Origin of the sequence: Streptomyces sp. SLBN-31 (assembly GCF_006715395.1) — a bacterium.
GTDB lineage: Bacteria > Actinomycetota > Actinomycetes > Streptomycetales > Streptomycetaceae > Streptomyces.
On record NZ_VFNC01000001.1, the window covers coordinates 3603665 to 3620539 of the forward strand.

Here is a 16875-nt window from a genome sequence, read left to right on the forward strand (position 1 = left end):
CCTGCCCGCCCGGCGACCGGCCGGAGGTGTGCGCCGACCAGACCCGCGAGAAGGCTCAGAGGACAGCCACGGAGAAGCCGCATGCGGGCCCCCGATCTACGTCGTGGCCCAGGCTGGCGGGCACGATCCCGCAGACTTGGCCGTCAACGGCTCAGGCAATGCAGGGTCGTCACGGGCTCGAGCCCGTCTCGCGGCTTCGGCCAGTTCGGCGGTGACGGACTCACGGTGTTCGGTCCAGACGTTGGCGCCATCCGTGTCTGCGACGGTCGCCAGGGCGCATGCGCAGGACGCGAGGGCTGGGCGCAAGGCGGTCTGGGACGAACCGGGACAGTCGGCTGCGGGTGATGAGAGGGACTTTCCTGAGACGCGGTCGGGTGCATCGGCGTCTGCAGTGGAAAGCGAGTGCAGATCACTGTGCGTCACCGCTGACCCTCCCTGATAGGAGCAGCATGCGCATCAAAGCAGTCATGGCCGCGACCATCCTCTCCGCCGCCCTGGTAGCCACCGGCGCCACGACGGCGGCAGCCGTCTCGCACGCCGGTCGTGGCGGTCACGACGACGAGGCGGTTTGCAGCCCGTACGCGGGCAGCCTCACCGCGCTGGGCGACCACATTGACTGGATCGGCGCCCATTGCAGTGACTACCTGCGCTGATCGACCCCGCCCCTGGCCCCGGGCTCCCCTGCCAGTCCCGGCGGCGGAGCCGGCCCTCTGAGCCGCAGTTGATCACTACGGGAGCCGAGGAGCTGCGCTGTCGCCGTCCGAGTGGCTATGACTTGTCCGGCCGACATGGGACTGCTTCGCGCCCAACTCGTTGATGTGAGCATGGGGCGGGGCGATTTCACGGATGCCGAGTGGGAACGACTGCGGCCGTGCCTGCCGGAAAGCAAGGGACAAGCCGGACCGGCTGCCGCCACCCGCCGGGCCGCGCCCCGCGGGCGCGGGTACGACCCGCGGTCCCCGGTCCGTCGGATGCCGCACGCGACGCTGTGTCGTCTGCCCTTAATCCGCCTGTTCGGGGTACTCGCGCCCTGATCGGCGGGTCGAGCCCATGACGGCGGCCGTCCCGCACGAACGAGAGAGGGACGGGAGCTGATCGCCGTGTCGAGTACACACCCGCGCCATGCCGGATCCGACAGCGGCGCCGGCCAGGAGCCGGTGGGCGAGCTGGTGCAACGCGCCTCACAGCAACTGACTGAGCTGGTACGCGGCGAACTGCGGCTGGCGCAGGCGGAGATGAAGGAGAAGGGCAAGCGCTACGGCAAGGGCGGTGGCCTGTTCGGCGGCGCCGGCGTCGTGGGCTTTCTGATGCTGCAGGCGCTGGTCGCCACCGCGATCGCCGCGCTGGCGGTGCCGCTGCCGGTGTGGGCGGCGGCACTGATCGTTTCAGGGGTACTGGGTGTGATCGTCGCGATCATGGCCATCAGTGGAAAGAAGCAGGTGGACCAAGCCGCGCCGCCCGCACCCGAGCAGACGATCGAGAACGTGAAGGCCGACGTGGCCGAGATCAAGGAGAGTGCACAGCGATGACCCAGCCACCACACGACGAGCCCACCGCCGCCGGCCCTGACGAACTGCGCGAGCAGGTCGAACAGACCCGCACCGAGCTCGGGCAGACGGTTGAGGCGCTGGCCGCCAGGACCGACGTCAAAGCCCGCGCTCAGGAGAAGGCCGCGGAGGTCAAGCACCAGGCCGCTGCCAAGGCCGGCAAGCTCAAGGAGCAGGCCACCCACAAGGCCGGGGAGCTGAAGACGAAAGCCGCCGACCTGACGCACCAAGCGCAGGAAAGCGTGCCCGACTCGGCCAAGGAGAAGGCCGCTCAGGCCGCCGGGCAGGTCCGCGAGAAGGCGGCTCAGGCCGGTCAGCTGTGGGAGGAGAAGGCGCCCGAGCCGGTGCGGCAGCGGGCGGCCCAGGGGGCGCAGTTGGCGCGCGACAACCGCAACCTGCTGCTGACGGCGGCCGGCGTGGCCGTCGTGGTGTGGCTGGCCTGCCGTGGCCGGAAGGACTGAGCCGTGAAGACTTCCAAGATCGCGTAGAAGCCGGCGGGTCTCGCCCTGGGAGCGGCCGGGGGCGTAGCGTGCCGGTGCGCTGTCCCAGCGGGCGTGGAAGACGCTCGGCCATGACCAGGGCGCCCCGGACGCCACCGACGGGGCCGCTTCGGCGGCGAGGTGCTGCTCGCGGCCACCCACAGGGCACGGTCTTCGCCGCGCCAAAGCGGGCGGTGACCGCACCGGGTTCCGCGCCCACGCACCGCCTCAGCGGGACCCGGCCCGGCTGACTGGCACGGAGGAAGCGGGAAACCCGGGGCACGAATAATCCCTCCTCCTGCTGCCTCGCACCCCTGACGAAGGGCTGACCCCGAGCATGTCCGATCAACACGCCGCCGTCGCAGTCACGGCCGCGGCCGTCATAGCCGCGATCCTGGTCGCCCGGGCGACGGTGCTGCACCAAGGCCGACGACGGTGTGGCACCGGCTCGGTGCACCCGCCGCAACGGCACCGCCGACAGCGCGCCGGCCAGTCGGCCCCCGCTGCATCCGCTGGCGCCGCCCCGGCGAATGACGCTGTGCGGGAAGCTGAAGCACACGTCCACACGTGCTGGCAGGAGCTGCGGAGCCAGAACCCTGCCCCCCGCCCGAATGACCCCTCATGACAGCGTTCTGCCCACCGAAACGGAGGGTAGATGCTCCAGCGCGGGGCGTATCCAGCACCGGTCACCCGGCTTCCCTCAAGGCTGGGACATCGAACGTCGGACGTCGCCTGCGGCGACTCGGGGCGGGCGGCCACAGCCGATCAGCCCAGGGCATGCGCTGTGAGAGGAGCGTGCATCGGGGCACTCGGACCCTATGACAAAAAGGTATGAAACTGGACAACAAGATCATGCTGTCGATTACGAGCCTCGGCTGGAGGAGCCGGGTCCCGGGCCGGAGACGGAGCGGCGCGCGCCCGAGACGCCCACGAAGCTTCCAAAGGGTGCGTGGCGTGCGGTGCTCAAAGGAAGTTTGCGGGAGTTCAAGGACGATGAGCTGACCGACAGGGCGGCGGCGCTGACGTACTACGGCGTGCTGGCGCTGTTCCCGGCGCTTCTCGCGCTGGTGTCGCTGCTGGGCCTGACGGGCAAGTCGACCACGGACAAGGTGCTGAACAACATCAAACAGTTCGCTCCCGGCTCGGTCCGTGACATTCTCACCAGCGCGGTGCAGCAGCTGCAGGGCAACGCCGGCATCGGCTCGCTCATGGCCCTGGTCGGCCTGGTACTGGCGATCTGGTCCGCGTCCGGCTATGTGGCGGCGTTCATCCGCGCGGCGAACGCGGTCTACGACATGCCCGAGGGGCGCCCGGTGTGGAAGATCCTCCCCGTGCGGCTCGGCGTGACGATCACTCTTCTGATCCTGGCCGTGCTCAGCTCCGTGATCGTGGTCTTCACCGGCGACTTGGCCCGCCGGGCCGGCACCGCGCTCGGGCTGGGCGACACGGCACTGACCGTGTGGTCGATCGCCAAGTGGCCGGTGCTCGTCATCTTGGTCACCGTCATGATCGCGATCTTGTACTGGGCAACCCCGAACGCGAAGGTGAAGGGCTTCAAGTGGATCACCCCGGGCAGTTTCCTGGCCCTGGTCATCTGGCTGATCGCCTCCGCCGCCTTCGCGTTCTACATCGCCAACTTCGCCTCCTACAACAAGACCTACGGCACGATGGCGGGCGTCATCGTCTTCCTGATCTGGCTGTGGATCTCCAACCTCGCCATCCTGCTGGGCCTGGAGTTCGACGCGGAGGCGGCCCGCCAGCGGGCCATCGCCGGCGGCCACCCGCCGCAGGCCGAGCCCTACACCCAGCCGCGGGACACCCGGAAGTGGGACGAGCAGGACCGGCGCCGCCTGGAACACGGATGAGGCCTGGTGCGGCGCTGGCTCATATCCACCTGCACCTGCCGATTCGCCCGCCCGGCGAGGACTGTCGCCAGTTGTCCGCTCCCGAGGGTTCGCCGACGGCCGTTTGCCGGCCGGCTGACTGAGGACCAGGATCGGCATGGGCCCACGGGCAGCGCCCCGGCCAGGTCGCGCGGCGTGCCCGGCCGTTGAGGTTAGTCAAAGGCGCGCCTCGCCTCGGGCGGTGAGACGCGCTGATCCGACGGGGGAGGTCAGCATTCAGCCGCGGGAGCGCAGAGAGCTTGCGGGTCCGCGTTGGACGCCGCGCTGCGCAGCAGGGGTCGGTCAGCGCGGCGGCCGGCCGAAGCCGAGAACCCGCGGCGGGGCGGCCTCATGTGGTGTCTCATCCTGGAAATGCCCGGACGGACGCGAACGAGCGTGTGCCGTTGCCGTTCCTGGGGGAGGCGCGTGAACGGTCCCCCTTTCTACACGTGTGCGATGCCGTAGCTGACGGCATTGGTGACGCCGTTGACCTCGAGGTATCCCACTGCGTTGAGGACCGCGCTACTGCCGACGTCCGTGGCCGTCGGGGCGAAGCAGCCCCGCGTGAAGCCGGGATTGAGGGGGCTGCCGGCGCAGTCGACGTTGCTGCCGAAGTCGCTGCGCACTGCACCGGCGATCGACACTGCGACGCTGGCCGTGTTCTGGACGACTACGACCGCTTGGGCGTCCTCGTTCGCGTTGACCACGATGCAGACCTTGAACTTGACGTGATCCGACACCGAGTGCGTCACGTAGGCGCTGCAATGCCAGTTGGAGTTGGTGCTGACGGCTTTCCAGCCCACCGCTGCGTCGGCGGGTGCCGCCGCGCACAGGAGCGCGCCGGCCATGGCAGAAGTGACGGTCAAAGCTCTTAAGCGCACAACATATCCCTTCGCATGGATTGATCTGCTTTCCGCTCGTGAGCGGGTCGCGTCAGTTGCGGACCGATCATGCAAGGCAGCCCGGCGGCCGTGTTGGTGCTGCATCCACACTTCTTTGCCACTGCGTGCACCGCGAAAGCCCCTCCTTACGGCGGCAGGCCGGTACGGAGTTGGGGAAGAACAGGCCGCCTGCCGGCGCCGGTGAGGCGCACTCCCGGAGGCGCGCCGCGTTCGTACGTCCCTTCACACGGCGCCGCCGCCGAGACCTCGGAGTGGAACGGAGCCCGGGAGTCTCGATGATCACCGCGAGGTCGCTCGATGCCGTCGACATGCCGCTTCGTAAGCTGGTCGGTAGAAGTGAGAAGGAACGTGGCACGGAGCGGAGAGGCGGGCGGGGATGATCGGGGCCCTGTTCCACAGCGAGGATGTCCCGGTGCAGGACCGGTTCGACTGCTGGCGTGAACTGGTCGGCCGGACCCGTTCCAGTGAGGTGATCAGCCGCCATGTGGACGACTTCCACGCGGAGCACCGGCTGATGGAACTCGGTTCGGTGACCGTCTGGTCGTCGTCCTTCCTGCCTGCCCGGTTCCGGCGCAACGCACGGATGGTGCGGCAATCCGACCCAGAACTGCTGCACCTGTCCCTGTTGCTGCACGGAGAGCTGGCACTTGTCCATTCCGGCCAGACCCATACCTTCAAGGCCGGCGACATCCACGTGGTCAGCAGCTCGCAGCCCTACGACCTCCAGTCCGCGGACGCCGGCCACCGCCACGCGGTCCAAGGCATCGGCGTGGACATCCCGACAAGCCTGCTGCCCCTGCCGCAACACCGGATGAACCTGGTGCTGGGCCGCAGCCTGCCCGCACACAATGGACTAGGCGCCCTGACGACGCAGTTCCTCACCAGCATGCAGGCACAGGCCGACCTTCTGCAGCCGGCCGACGCGCCACGACTGGGCACCGTCGTGGTCGACCTGGTATCCGCCTGGCTGGCCCATGTCCTGGAAGCTGAAGCCGCCCTGCCACCGGAGACCCGCCAGCGGACTCTGGCGCGCCGCATCCAGACCTTCATCCAGCACAACCTGCACGACCCCGACCTGACACCACCAGTGATCGCCGCCGCGCACCACATCTCCCTCAGCTACCTCCACAAAATCGCCCGCGAGCACATGGGGGACGAACCGGTAGCGACCTCGATACGCCGCCGACGCCTGGAGGCAGCCCGCCGCGACCTGGCCGACCCCACACAACGGACCACGCCCATCCACGTGATCGCCGCCCGCTGGGGAATCGTCCGAGCCTCGGACTTCACACGCAGCTTCCGCGCCGCGTACGGCCTCTCACCCAAGGACTACCGGCATCGCGCCTTGTCGCACTACCCGTAGTGACCCCTCGCTGGTCGCCTCGGCTGGGAAGGTCGTCGAACAGGCCGCGGCCATCTCTCGCACCCGAGACGGTCGCACCAACACCTACCGGATCGGATCGAACCGGGCACGGCCTGCACCACCAGGCCGAGGCCGGACTGCCGTCACCGCCTACCGGGACGGGCGGGCGTACTCGGTGAGCTTCACGGCCGGACGCGGCCAGCTCATGGTGCTGCGTTCCAGTCGCCGATGCCGAGGGCAATCGGGCATATGAGCCAGGGGTGATGGTCGATGGTTCGGCTGGTCAGGTCCTTTCCGTGCGGTCACACTCCCGGAGGGAACGCTCCCCGGCGACGGCCATCTCGATTGGCCCGACCTCGCCACCATGGCACGCGAACTGGCTACCCGCCTTGACCTGGACGAATCCGCGGAGACCCGGCTTTACGACGCCTTCGCCGCCTGGCGGCGAGAGCTCCAGGCCTCCCTCGACACGGACGGCGACGGTCGCGTCAGCGCCGACGAGTACGCCGCAGCCGTACCGTCCCTCGCCGGTCCCGCGCTCATCCGCATGGCCGAGGTTCTTTTCGACGCCCCCGACAAGGCGCCTGACGGCCGGATCAGCCGTCCGGCTCTGCCGCTCAGGGGAACGCGGAACTTCCTCGAGCGGCAGGGCTTCCCGCCCGCGCGGTCGCCGTAACGGCTCTTGTGACACCAGTGACAGGACCGCGACACAAAGCCCCACAACTCTCAGCGGCCCTCCCCGGTCTGACTTGGCATGGACGGCGACGACCTGCCGTCCCGCCACGTCACCAACAGGGGGAACACCATGAAGTCGATCCGCCACAAGGCAGCTACCGCCGGCGCCCTTGCCGTCCTGGCCCTGGGCGGCACGCTCGCCGCGACGACGCCGGCTTCGGCCGCCACGGCCGGCGCCTACAACGGAGCGTGCGGCAAGGGGTACGAGGTCTTCATGGAGACGCCGATCCAGTCCTCGCAGAGGACCGTGGCGGCCACCACGTACGTGGCCTACAGCTCCGCGGACAAGCAGTGGTGTGCTGTCACGGTGCGCAACAAGCCCGGCGCCCGCGTGTTCATGGAGGTCACCCTGGACACCTGGCCGACCGGCAACCACCCGGCCAGGGACGCCGGCTCCTACACGACCTACGCCGGCCCGGTGTACAAGGACCTGCCCGAGCCCGGCCAGTGCATGACCTGGAGCGGTTCGATCGACATCTACTACAACTCCGACCAGGGCCTGTGCCCCTGACCCGACGGCCGGCGTTGTGGCCGACCCTCGGGTCGGCCACACCTACTGCCCCCGCGGCGGGAACATCCGCGGTCCACGGCAGGCTCTCACAACGGGGTCATGATCCGTTTGCGGCGCCCTCGATGTCCGCCGGGCGGTACGTCAGGGACACGAGGCCGGGGTCGTGGCCCGGGCCGGCGCTCACCAGCTCCCAGGTGCGGGACTGGGCGCCGGGCCGGTAGTAGGTGGTGCCGTCCACGAAGACGGGGACGACGGTCAGCGTCAGCTCGTCGACGAGGCCGGCGTCGCACAGGGTCTGGCCGAACTGCCCGTGCCCGTAGACGATCAGGTCCCGTCCTGGGGCCCGTTTGAGTTCGGCCACGGCTTTCGCGGGATCGTCGGCGATCACGCTCGTGTTGGTCCACTCCGCCTCCTGGAGTGTGGACGAGAACACGTACTTCCTCATCGCGTTGATGTGCTCGGCGTACGGGCCGGACGCGGCGGGCCACTGGCGGGAGAAGAGCTCGTAGGTCCGCCGGCCCATCAGCATCGCCTCGCTGCGCTGCAGGACCTTCAGGGAGTGCTCCGCGCTGCCGGGCCCGAAGTAGGGCCCGGCCCAGCGCAGCGGCTCACCGATCACACCGTTCAGGGACACGAGGGCGGTCTGCACGAGCCGCCGGGAGCTGTCGGAAATGGCGTTCATGGGAATTGGACTGCCGGCGCGCCCGGAATGCATCGGTGCCGGCGCCCACCGATGCATTCCTCCCGGTCGCCGAGTCCATACCCGTGACAACGCAACCGGAAGGACTCCCCATGACCACATCCGCCGCCCCCGGCAGGCCACCGGCGCTGCGCTGGGTCCTGGCCCTGACCGCTGTGGCCGGGCTCATCGTCGCCCTGGACCAGCTGGTCGTCGCCACCGCGCTGAACACCATCCGGCAGGACCTGGGCGCATCCATGGCCGAACTGGAGTGGACCGTCAACGCGTTCGGGCTCGGGTTCGCCGCCCTGCTCATCCCGGCGGCCGAGTTCGGCGACCGGATCGGCCGCAAGCGGGCCTACCTGTCGGGCCTGCTGCTGTTCGCCGCCGCCTCAGCGGCCTGCGCCCTCGCCCCCACGACGGGCGTCCTGATCGCGGCCCGCGCCGTCCAGGGTGCCGCGGCCGCCCTGCTGTCGCCGGCCGCGCTGGCGCTGCTCACCGAGGCCACCCCGCCCCGCCAACGCGGAGCCGTCATGGGTGTCTACGCGGCCGTGATGGGCCTCGCCGTCGTCGGCGGCCCGCTGGTCGGCGGCGCCGTGGCCGAGGGGCTCGCCTGGCAGTGGATCTTCTGGATCAACGTCCCGGTCATCGCGGTCGTGGTCCCCATCGCCCGCTCGGTGCTCACGGAGCACACCGGTCGGCCCGCCGCTCCCGACGTCCTCGGCATCGTGCTCGCGGCCGGCTCGATGTTCGCCCTGGTGTGGGCACTGGTGCGGTCCGGGTCCGCGGGCTGGGACAGCGCGGAGGTGTTGGGCACCCTGGTGGCCGGCCTGGTCACCCTGGCGGCCTTCGCCGTACGCCAGGCGACAGCCGAGCACCCCATGCTGCCCACCCGTCTGCTGCGGCAGTCGGCCTTCGCCGCGGGCAACCTCTCGACGCTGCTGCTGACCGCCTCCCTGTTCGGCACCGTCTTCTTCCTGGCGCAGTACCTCCAGGTCGCCCTCGGCCATTCGCCGCTGGGCGCGGGGCTGAGGTTCCTGCCGTGGACCGCGACGCTGTTCTTCGTCGCCCCGGTCGCGGGCCGGCTGCAGGACCGGATCGGTCCGCGCACCCTGATCTGCGCGGGGCTGTTCCTCCAGGGCGCGGGGATGCTGTGGATCGGCGTCAACGCCCACCAGCACCAGGGGTACGGCGCCTCCGTGGCCGCGCTCGTTCTGTCCGGGGTGGGTACCTCGATGGCCATGCCGGCCCAGCAGACGGCCGTCATGACCGCCGTACCCCCGGCCCTGATGGGCAAGGCCGCTGGCATGTTCAACACCGTGCGCCAGCTCGGCGGAGCCCTTGGCATCGCCGTCATGGCGGCGGTCTTCGGCTCGGTGGGCGGCGAGGACTCCCCGCTCGCCTTCGCGGACGGCTTCTCCGGGGCCATGATCGTCGGCGCCGCCCTGGCCTTCACCGGCGCCGCGTGCGGGCTGCTCGCACCCGGCCGTCCTCGCCCGGCCGCACCGCTCGGCGACGGCGCCGACCGGCCCGTACAGGAGGAACTCGGTGCCCACTGACGACTTCACCGCCCTCGCCGCCTCCTACCGGCACGAGCTGCTCGCCCACTGCTACCGGATGCTCGGCTCGGTGCACGACGCCGAGGACCTGGTCCAGGAGACACTGCTGCGCGGCTGGCGCGGGTACGACCGTTTCGACGGCCGCTCCTCCCTGCGCACCTGGCTGTACCGGATCGCCACCAACGCCTGTCTGTCGGAGCTGGCCGGCACCCACCGCAGGGTGCTGCCCTCGGGTCTGGGCACGGCCGCGGAGGACGGGGGCGCGGACCTAGTGCACGCCGACGAGGTCGCGTGGCTCACCCCGCTGCCGACTCCCGGGCGCACGGCACACGCGCAGGACCCCTCGGAGGTCACGGTCCTGCGCGCCAGCACCCGGCTCGCGCTGGTGGCCGCCTTCCAACGGCTGCCCGCCCGGCAGCGTGCCGCACTGCTGCTCGTCGACGTGGTCGGCTTCCGGATCGCCGAGGCCGCCGAGTTCCTCGGCACCTCCGTCAACGCCTGCCGCAGCCTGCTGCAACGCGCACGTGCCGCACTGGCCGCCGACCCGCCCGCCGAGGACGACATCCGCCCCGACCCCGAGGTGGACGAGGAGGTGCTGCGCCGCTACCTGGAGGCGTTCGAGGCCGCCGACACCCGGCGGCTGGCCGAACTGCTGCGCAGCGGCGTCACGTACGAGATGCCGCCGATCGCCACCTGGTTCCGCGGGCGGGAAGCCGTGTGCGACCACTGGACGCGCCGCGTCTTCAGCAAGCCGCGACGTGCCGTGCCCCTGTGGGCCAACGGCTGTCCGGCGATGGCCGTGTACATGGAGGACGCGGGCGGCGACATGCGGGCGCACGCCATCGAGGTACTGGAGACGCAGGGCGGTCAGGTCTCGAGGGTCGTGGTCTTCCTGCACCCCGAGTTGTTCCCGCACTTCGGCGTCCCGGACGTGCTGAGGGGAGCGAGCGTGTGAACTCCCGACGCCTCCCGGGCCCGCTCCAACCGCAGTTGATGACGCCCGGACCACAAAAACCGCCTGGGCCACACCCGTTGGATCTGCTCCACCAGGCAAGCGGCGCCGCACTGGACACCCTGCACCGGGCCGCCCTCGCCGACCCGGCCACACCCACCCCCTGCACCCGCTGGAACCTCGCCACCCTGGTGCGGCACCTCACCGACTCCACCGCCGCGACTCGTGAACTCCTCACCGGCCTGCCTCCCGGACCTCCGCCGCAGCCCGGCTGCGGGCCGGCCCGACACGAGCTGCACCACCTGCGGCTCGCCGTGCGGGACCTTCCCCGGGACCGCGCCGGCGTCCGCTGGGCTGCACTGTTGGCAAGTTACGAACTCGCCCTGCACGCCTGGGACATCAACCAGGCCACCGGGTGCCGCACCCGCCTCCCGCCGACCCTGGTCGACGCGCTGCTCGGCTCCGCACCCCTGGTCCTCGACGGCGTGGACCGCACCGACCTGTTCGCCTCTCCCTTGCCGCCGCCCCGTCCCGACCACCCCACCGCCCGACTGCTGGCCCTCTTCGGCCGACACGCCGAGCCCGCCCCCTGAGACCCGGACAGGACGATCCACGCCCCATGAACCCCACCCTCTCGGAAACCGACCTCCAGACCCCCGACGGCCGCCGACTGCACGTCTACGACACCGGCGCGGATGACGGCCCGGCCCGACTGACGGTCTTCTGGCACCACGGCACACCCAACCTGGGCAGCCCGCCCGCGCCCCTGCTGCCCGCCTCCCGGCACCTCGGCATCCACTGGATCTCCTACGACCGCCCCGGCTACGACGGTTCCACGCCCCTGCCCGGCAGGAGCATCGCGTCGGCCGCCGCCGACGTCCGCGTGATCGCCGACGCCCTGGACATCGAGCGCTTCGCCGTCCTGGGTCACTCCGGCGGCGGTCCGCACGCCCTGGCCTGCGCGGCCCTGCTGCCGCAGCGGGTACTCGGCGCGGTGAGCGTGGCCGGCCTGGCACCCTACGACGCGGAAGGGCTCGACTGGTTCGCCGGGATGAACGACTCCGGCCGAGCCTCCCTGACCGCGGCGGCCGCGGGCCGCGAGAGAAAGGCGCGCCACGAGGAGGAGGCCGTCTACGACCCCGCCATGTTCACCGCGGCCGACCACGCCGCACTCACCGGGGACTGGTCCTGGTTCGAGGAGGTCGTGACCCCGGCCCTGGCCGACGGCCCCGGCGGACTGATCGACGACGACCTGGCCTACGTCCACCCCTGGGGCGCCGATCCCGCGACCATCACCTGCCCGCTGCTCCTGCTCCACGGCGGCCAGGACCGCATCGCACCGAGCACCCACGCCCGCTGGCTCGCCGACCGCACCCCCGGCTCGACCCTCTGGCTCCGCCCGGACGATGGACACCTCTCGGTACTGAACAGCGCGGTCACGGCGCTGGAGTGGCTGGTCGAGCACGCGAAGCCGTGACGTACATTCTCCACGGTTCGATCGCCGCCTGCTGCTCTCGCTCTTCCTGACCGCGGTCGACAACGGAGTCACCAGCGCAAACCTGCTTCCCCGCCGAAATTGTGGGAACTCCCCAATAAAGACCGGGTAGTTGAGTTGGGTCCAACCGGAGGCTACTTGCGCGTCCCCCTTTAGCCTGAGTGGTCAGTTTCCAACTGTTCACTGAATGGGGAATCTCGATGAAGGAACCCGGGCGCGCTTCTGGGAGGGTACGCCGTATCGCGGGCAGGGCGGGCAAGGTCGCGCTGGCCGCCGCACTCGGCACGTTTGTCCGCTGGGCTGTCACATGGCTCCTCGGCCGCCTCGGCTGAGTTGAGCAAGGAGGCGCGGGAACGCATCGGTTCCTCTTTGTGCCTCGGTACTCTTTGAGAACCGTCTTCATCGTGGTGCACCTGTATGCATCCAGCAATAAGGCACATTTCGGTGCCCCGGTTCCCTGGAGGTAACCATGAGCACAACCGACAGCGAGTCGGGGCCGGTACGGCAAGAGGATCCATGCCGTACCCGTCAAGTACTCGACATCGTTGGCGACAAGTGGTCGTTGCTGGTGGTACGCAACCTCAGCCAGGGACCGCGCCGCTTCACCGAACTCAAGCGGGCGATCGACGGAATCAGCCAGCGCATGCTGACCGTCACCCTGCGCGGCCTGGAACGCGACGGAATCCTCACGCGTACCGTCCACAACGTCATGCCGCCGCACGTCAGTTACGAACTCACTCCGATGGGCAAGACCCTCCGCCAGGCCACAGCGCCCCTGCTGGAGTGGAGCATCATGCACCTGGGAGACATCGACTCTGCCCGCGCCAGGTACGACGCACGCCCCGGCACGTCGACGGCCTAGCCTGCGCCCAGGTTCCCATGGCCCCGCGGCTTCTGCGCCGTTCAGCTGACCTCGATCACGACCTTGCCCTGCGCGGTGCCGTTCTCGATGGCGGCGTGGGCTGCGGCGACGTCGTCGAGGGTGAAGTGCCCGGAGTCGAGCAGGGGCGTGAGCGAGCCGGCCTCGGCGAGCGCGGCCGCCTCGCGCATGATCTCGCCGTGGTGCTCTCGCCCGCGCCCGGTCAGCAGGGGGAGCAGGGTGAAGACGCCGGAGTAGGTCGCCCCTCGGAAGGACAGGGGCGCGATGCTGTGGGTTCCCCAGCCCAGCGCGCTCACGACGTGCCCCGTGTAGGTGCGTACCGCCGTGAAGGAGGCGTCGAGCACGGAACCGCCGACGGTGTCGAAGACGATGTCGAAGCCCTCGCCTCCGGTGTGCTCGGCGACGTACTCCTCCACGGTCGTACTGGTGTAGTCGATCGGGACGGCTCCCAGGCTTTCGACGACCTTCAGGCGTGAGGGCGAGGCCGTGGCGAAGACCTCGGCGCCGCGGGCCCGGGCGATCTGTACGGCCACATGGCCGATGCCGCCGGCCCCACCGTGGATGAGGACCTTCTGCCCCGCGTGGACCCCGGCCCGGTCGACCAGGCCCTCCCAGGCCGTGATGACGACCAGGGGAAGGGCCGCGGCCTCCCGCATGGTGAGTGCGGCCGGCTTGCGGGCGATCAGGCGGGCGTCGACGGCCGCGTACTCGGCGAGCGAGCCCTGCACATCGCCGACGCCACCGGTCATGCCGAAGACCTCGTCGCCGGGCGCGAAGTCGTGGACGCCGGGGCCCACCTCCTCGACGACGCCGGCGAGGTCCAGGCCGAGGACGGCCGGCAGGGTGCGCTGGGCGTGGGCGGCCTTACCGGCCCGAATCTTGGTGTCCAGCGGGTTGACACCACTGGCCTTGATCCTGACCAGTACCTGGCCCGGACCGGCGGTGGGCTTGTCGATCTCGCCCAGCACCAGGGGGTGTCGAATTCATGGAGAACCACTGCGCGCATGACTGCGCCTCTTTTCCTGTCGTGCTGTATGGGTGTGGGCCCGGCGCGGCGATGCACCGGAGGCGGTCAGCTGCGGGCGTACACGAGCAGGCGCGCCGCGGACTTCGCCTCCTCCACGACGACGGGGTCCTGGAGCAGGCGCCCGGAGGCCAGGGCGCCGTCGATGAGCAGGCCGATGTGCCGGGCGAGCGCGCCGGGGACGTCCGCGCCGGCCTGCTCGCACAGCTCGGTCAGCCACGCCTGACGGCGCTGGGTGTGCTGCACAGTGATGGCCCGCGCCTCCGAGTCGAGGTCCGCCTCGACTGCGGCGCTGACGAATGGGCAGCCGAAGAAGCCATGCCGATCGAAGGCGTCCGTGAGCGCGTCGAACAGGGCGACGAGCTGCTCGCGGGGGTCGTCCCCGCTCCGAGCGGCGGCGTCCTGCATCTGTGCCATCCAGGAGTCGTCCGTCCTGCGCAGGTACGCCGCGACGAGCTCGTCCTTTGTCCGGAAGTGTGCGTACAGCGTCGCCTTGGCGATGCCTGCCGCCGCGATGACCTGATCGACGCCGACTCCGCGCAGCCCGTTGGCGTGGAACAGCTCGGCCGCCGCGTTGAGGATCCTCTCCTCGGACTTCGTCTTCCTGACCCGCGTCACCATCACCGTACCTCCTTAATCAGACAGACTAGTCTGTCTGATTAAGGGTGGCAAGTCGGCAGAGGCGGACCTGCAACGCGAGCCGAGGCAGCGCTGGAGCAAGACGGTCCGCGCGTCCCGGAGCCGCGTCTGTCAGGCGCGAGCGCCGCGGTACCCGGCGCCGCTGGTCAGCCCTGCGCGGTGGGCCGCACGATCAGCTCGTTCACGTCCACGTTCGCCGGCTGGTCTATCGCGAAGGCGATGGCATCGGCGATGGCCGACGCCGGGATCGCCAGCTGTTCGGCCGCCGCTCGTGCGGCTGCCTGGGCCTCTGCCGAGCCACCGCGGTCGGTCAGCTCACTCCGCGTGAATCCGGGGCTGACGACAGTGACGCGGACGTCCCTGCTCTCCTGCCGCAGCCCTTCGGACAGGGCCGCCACGGCGAACTTGGTGGCGCTGTAGACAGCGGCGGTCGGGTCGACCCGGTGTCCGGACACCGAGGACACATTGACGATGTGCCCACGGCCCTGCCGTCGCATCTGCGGCAGCACGGCGGCGATGCCGAAGAGCACGCCGCGCAGATTGACGTCGATCATCTGCTCCCACTCGGCAATCCGCAGATCGGCAATCGGTGACAGCGGCATCACTCCCGCGTTGTTGATCAGCACATCGATACGGCCGTACTCCTCCCTGCCGGCGGCGGCGAACGCCTCCACGGAGCGGAGGCTGGTCACGTCCAGCTCGCGGTGGGCGACGGACGCCCCGCCGTCGCGCAGTTCCTCGGCGAGTGAGGCCAGGCGCTCGGCTCGGCGGGCGCCGAGGAGCACGTGGTGGCCGAGCTGGGCCAGTCGGCGGGCGGTGGCCTCACCGATGCCGCTGCTGGCGCCCGTGATGAGGACTGTCTTCGGCTCTGCTGACGTGGTCATGTGTGCTCCCTCGGCTGTTCGGCGGCGTCCGCCGCTCCATCCATTTGGCCGCCCGGCGCCGGGAGCAGGAAGGAAGCACGAGCCTGGGTGCAGGACACCTGGGTTGACGCTCCGTTCCTCGGCGCAGCGCGTCGGCGCATGCTGGGGATGCCGGTTCGTGGCGTCCGCCGGCATTCGAAGGCGCCCCTGCGAGGCCACCGCTCGGAGGCAATCGGGACGGGGGCGATTGACGGTGACGCCGACGGACGGCATGCCCTCGCCCGGCTCACCGCCGAACCCTTCATCGACGGCGTGATCGGCACGCCACCGCGACCACCCGGCAGGAGATCACTCATGACCAGGCCCTTGACCGTGTCGACTCACCGAACAGCGACACCAGCGAGCGCGGCTAGGATCGATGTCATGGCGGCACACGACAACGAGCTCGGCGCCTTTCTCCGCGCCGGCCGCGCGCGCGTGGAGCCGGCCGACGTCGGACTCGCCGGCGGGGTCTCCGGGCGACGCGTCCGTGGCCTCCGGCGTGAAGAGGTCGCCGTGCTCGCCGGGGTCAGTGCCGACTACTACGCCCGCCTCGAGCAAGGGCGTGAGCGCAATCCCTCCGCGCAGGTGATCGGTGCCATCGGGCGAGCCCTTCGCCTCGCCCCCGACGCGCGCGAACACCTGTACCGCCTGGCGGGACTCAACCCCCGCCTCACGTCGGACGGCCCGAGGGATCTCGTGCACCCCTCGCTCCTGAACCTGCTGGAAGCCTTCCCCCAGGCGGCGGCCTACGTACTCGGGCCGGCCTTCGATGTCCTCGCGACCAACCCCATCGCCGACGCACTGCTGTCGCCGTTCGGGAACGAGCGGAACATGCCCCGCATCCTCTTCACCCACCCTCAGGCGAAGACGGTATTCACGGAATGGGAGTTGCTGCAGCGCAGCACCATCCACGCACTGCGGCTGAACGCGGGGCGGTTCCCGAACGACACGGGTATCGCCCAGATCGTGGCTGAACTCAGCGCTGTTTCCGGAGAGTTCCGCTCGCTGTGGGCCGACCACAATGTCGGAAGCCTCACCCGGGCCTTCAAGGTGTTCGTACACCCCGAAGTCGGGCGCATCGAACTGACCTACCAGACCTTCGACGTGGTCGACGCTCCTGGACAACAGCTGCTCGTCGGCAGCCCCGAGCCCGGAAGTCGAAGCGAAGGGGCCATCGCCTATCTGGCCTCCATGGCGAACCCCGCCTGACCATCCACGCGGGGCAGGGACCACAGCCGCTTCTGGGGTGCCGCACACCCAAGAAGGCACTGCCTTCTCGCCTGCTGACCGGTACGCATGCTGCAGGGGCCCGCGCCGGTCAC

At 70.2% G+C, this 16875-nt stretch carries 17 protein-coding genes and 1 pseudogene; 13 read left to right on the forward strand and 5 right to left on the reverse strand.

Features of this window, described 5'->3' with window-relative positions; translation table 11 throughout:
• Window positions 1–449: 449 nt before the first annotated feature.
• From FBY22_RS16600 to FBY22_RS16620, 4 genes are all read left to right on the forward strand, one after another.
• Entirely contained in the window at window positions 450–653 is a 204-nt protein-coding gene (locus FBY22_RS16600; protein WP_142146376.1) for a hypothetical protein, read from the forward strand.
• 504 nt (window positions 654–1157) lie between these two features.
• Entirely contained in the window at window positions 1158–1529 is a 372-nt protein-coding gene (locus tag FBY22_RS16605) for a phage holin family protein (protein ID WP_142146378.1), read from the forward strand.
• Window positions 1526–2008, forward strand: coding sequence for a DUF3618 domain-containing protein (locus FBY22_RS16610; protein ID WP_142146380.1), 483 nt, complete (start codon window positions 1526–1528; stop codon window positions 2006–2008). Before FBY22_RS16605 ends, FBY22_RS16610 begins: the two co-directional genes overlap by 4 nt.
• Window positions 2009–2844: 836 nt before the next feature.
• Window positions 2845–3891, forward strand: coding sequence for a YihY/virulence factor BrkB family protein (locus FBY22_RS16620; RefSeq protein ID WP_142146382.1), 1047 nt, complete (start codon window positions 2845–2847; stop codon window positions 3889–3891).
• Between the two features lie 461 nt (window positions 3892–4352).
• On the opposite strand, the gene FBY22_RS16625 is transcribed toward FBY22_RS16620, so the two are convergent.
• Window positions 4353–4757, reverse strand: a complete 405-nt coding sequence (locus FBY22_RS16625; protein ID WP_260844877.1) for a hypothetical protein — start codon at window positions 4755–4757, stop codon at window positions 4353–4355.
• A gap of 430 nt (window positions 4758–5187) precedes the next feature.
• On the opposite strand from FBY22_RS16625, the gene FBY22_RS16630 reads away from it, so the two are divergent.
• The 3 genes and pseudogenes from FBY22_RS16630 (at window position 5188) to FBY22_RS16640 (ending at window position 7420) form a co-directional block, all read left to right on the forward strand.
• Window positions 5188–6174, forward strand: a complete 987-nt coding sequence (locus FBY22_RS16630; protein WP_142146384.1) for a helix-turn-helix domain-containing protein — start codon at window positions 5188–5190, stop codon at window positions 6172–6174.
• Between the two features lie 328 nt (window positions 6175–6502).
• Window positions 6503–6772: pseudogene (locus tag FBY22_RS16635) on the forward strand (calcium-binding protein); the annotation flags it as partial.
• Between the two features lie 156 nt (window positions 6773–6928).
• On the forward strand, window positions 6929–7420 hold the full coding sequence (locus FBY22_RS16640) for a hypothetical protein (protein ID WP_260844878.1): 492 nt from the start codon (window positions 6929–6931) through the stop codon (window positions 7418–7420).
• Between the two features lie 97 nt (window positions 7421–7517).
• Here FBY22_RS16640 and FBY22_RS16645 read toward each other — a convergent pair whose 3' ends face one another.
• A complete protein-coding gene (locus tag FBY22_RS16645; RefSeq protein WP_160159881.1) occupies window positions 7518–8102 on the reverse strand; it encodes a dihydrofolate reductase family protein in 585 nt (194 codons plus the stop codon).
• Window positions 8103–8212: 110 nt separating this feature from the next.
• Here FBY22_RS16645 and FBY22_RS16650 point away from each other — a divergent pair, with 110 nt between their 5' ends.
• The 5 genes from FBY22_RS16650 (at window position 8213) to FBY22_RS16670 (ending at window position 12967) form a co-directional block, all read left to right on the forward strand.
• Entirely contained in the window at window positions 8213–9658 is a 1446-nt protein-coding gene (locus FBY22_RS16650; RefSeq protein ID WP_142146388.1) for an MFS transporter, read from the forward strand.
• Complete coding sequence (locus FBY22_RS16655; RefSeq protein ID WP_142146390.1) at window positions 9648–10613, forward strand: RNA polymerase subunit sigma-70; 966 nt, start codon at window positions 9648–9650, stop codon at window positions 10611–10613. Before FBY22_RS16650 ends, FBY22_RS16655 begins: the two co-directional genes overlap by 11 nt.
• Window positions 10614–10690: 77 nt before the next feature.
• Complete coding sequence (locus FBY22_RS16660; protein ID WP_142146392.1) at window positions 10691–11203, forward strand: maleylpyruvate isomerase N-terminal domain-containing protein; 513 nt, start codon at window positions 10691–10693, stop codon at window positions 11201–11203.
• Window positions 11204–11229: 26 nt separating this feature from the next.
• Entirely contained in the window at window positions 11230–12087 is an 858-nt protein-coding gene (locus FBY22_RS16665) for an alpha/beta fold hydrolase (protein ID WP_142146394.1), read from the forward strand.
• Between the two features lie 487 nt (window positions 12088–12574).
• Window positions 12575–12967, forward strand: a complete 393-nt coding sequence (locus FBY22_RS16670) for a helix-turn-helix domain-containing protein (RefSeq protein WP_142146396.1) — start codon at window positions 12575–12577, stop codon at window positions 12965–12967.
• A 41-nt stretch (window positions 12968–13008) separates the two neighbouring features.
• On the opposite strand, the gene FBY22_RS16675 is transcribed toward FBY22_RS16670, so the two are convergent.
• The 3 genes from FBY22_RS16675 to FBY22_RS16685 form a co-directional block, all read right to left on the reverse strand.
• Window positions 13009–13953, reverse strand: coding sequence for a zinc-dependent alcohol dehydrogenase family protein (locus FBY22_RS16675; protein ID WP_260844879.1), 945 nt, complete (start codon window positions 13951–13953; stop codon window positions 13009–13011).
• A gap of 104 nt (window positions 13954–14057) precedes the next feature.
• Window positions 14058–14630 carry a TetR/AcrR family transcriptional regulator gene (locus FBY22_RS16680; RefSeq protein ID WP_142146399.1) on the reverse strand — a complete coding sequence of 191 codons (573 nt, stop codon included), beginning with the start codon at window positions 14628–14630 and terminating at the stop codon, window positions 14058–14060.
• Between the two features lie 164 nt (window positions 14631–14794).
• On the reverse strand, window positions 14795–15532 hold the full coding sequence (locus tag FBY22_RS16685; protein WP_142146401.1) for an SDR family oxidoreductase: 738 nt from the start codon (window positions 15530–15532) through the stop codon (window positions 14795–14797).
• Between the two features lie 402 nt (window positions 15533–15934).
• Here FBY22_RS16685 and FBY22_RS16690 point away from each other — a divergent pair, with 402 nt between their 5' ends.
• Window positions 15935–16762: a helix-turn-helix transcriptional regulator gene (locus FBY22_RS16690; protein ID WP_142146403.1), complete on the forward strand. Its 828-nt coding sequence runs from the start codon at window positions 15935–15937 to the stop codon at window positions 16760–16762.
• Window positions 16763–16875: the final 113 nt, after the last annotated feature.

What these genes read in the sequence shown, in the direction of transcription:
- FBY22_RS16600 (WP_142146376.1), top strand. Translation starts at nt 450, where the DNA reads ATGCGCATCAAAGCAGTCATGGCCGCGACCATCCTCTCCGCCGCCCTG.
- FBY22_RS16610 (WP_142146380.1), top strand. Translation starts at nt 1,526, where the DNA reads ATGACCCAGCCACCACACGACGAGCCCACCGCCGCCGGCCCTGACGAA.
- FBY22_RS16620 (WP_142146382.1), top strand. Translation starts at nt 2,845, where the DNA reads ATGACAAAAAGGTATGAAACTGGACAACAAGATCATGCTGTCGATTAC.
- FBY22_RS16625 (WP_260844877.1), bottom strand. Translation starts at nt 4,757, where the DNA reads ATGGCCGGCGCGCTCCTGTGCGCGGCGGCACCCGCCGACGCAGCGGTG.
- FBY22_RS16630 (WP_142146384.1), top strand. Translation starts at nt 5,188, where the DNA reads ATGATCGGGGCCCTGTTCCACAGCGAGGATGTCCCGGTGCAGGACCGG.
- FBY22_RS16640 (WP_260844878.1), top strand. Translation starts at nt 6,929, where the DNA reads ATGGACGGCGACGACCTGCCGTCCCGCCACGTCACCAACAGGGGGAAC.
- FBY22_RS16645 (WP_160159881.1), bottom strand. Translation starts at nt 8,102, where the DNA reads ATGAACGCCATTTCCGACAGCTCCCGGCGGCTCGTGCAGACCGCCCTC.
- FBY22_RS16650 (WP_142146388.1), top strand. Translation starts at nt 8,213, where the DNA reads ATGACCACATCCGCCGCCCCCGGCAGGCCACCGGCGCTGCGCTGGGTC.
- FBY22_RS16665 (WP_142146394.1), top strand. Translation starts at nt 11,230, where the DNA reads ATGAACCCCACCCTCTCGGAAACCGACCTCCAGACCCCCGACGGCCGC.
- FBY22_RS16670 (WP_142146396.1), top strand. Translation starts at nt 12,575, where the DNA reads ATGAGCACAACCGACAGCGAGTCGGGGCCGGTACGGCAAGAGGATCCA.
- FBY22_RS16680 (WP_142146399.1), bottom strand. Translation starts at nt 14,630, where the DNA reads ATGGTGACGCGGGTCAGGAAGACGAAGTCCGAGGAGAGGATCCTCAAC.
- FBY22_RS16685 (WP_142146401.1), bottom strand. Translation starts at nt 15,532, where the DNA reads ATGACCACGTCAGCAGAGCCGAAGACAGTCCTCATCACGGGCGCCAGC.
- FBY22_RS16690 (WP_142146403.1), top strand. Translation starts at nt 15,935, where the DNA reads ATGGCGGCACACGACAACGAGCTCGGCGCCTTTCTCCGCGCCGGCCGC.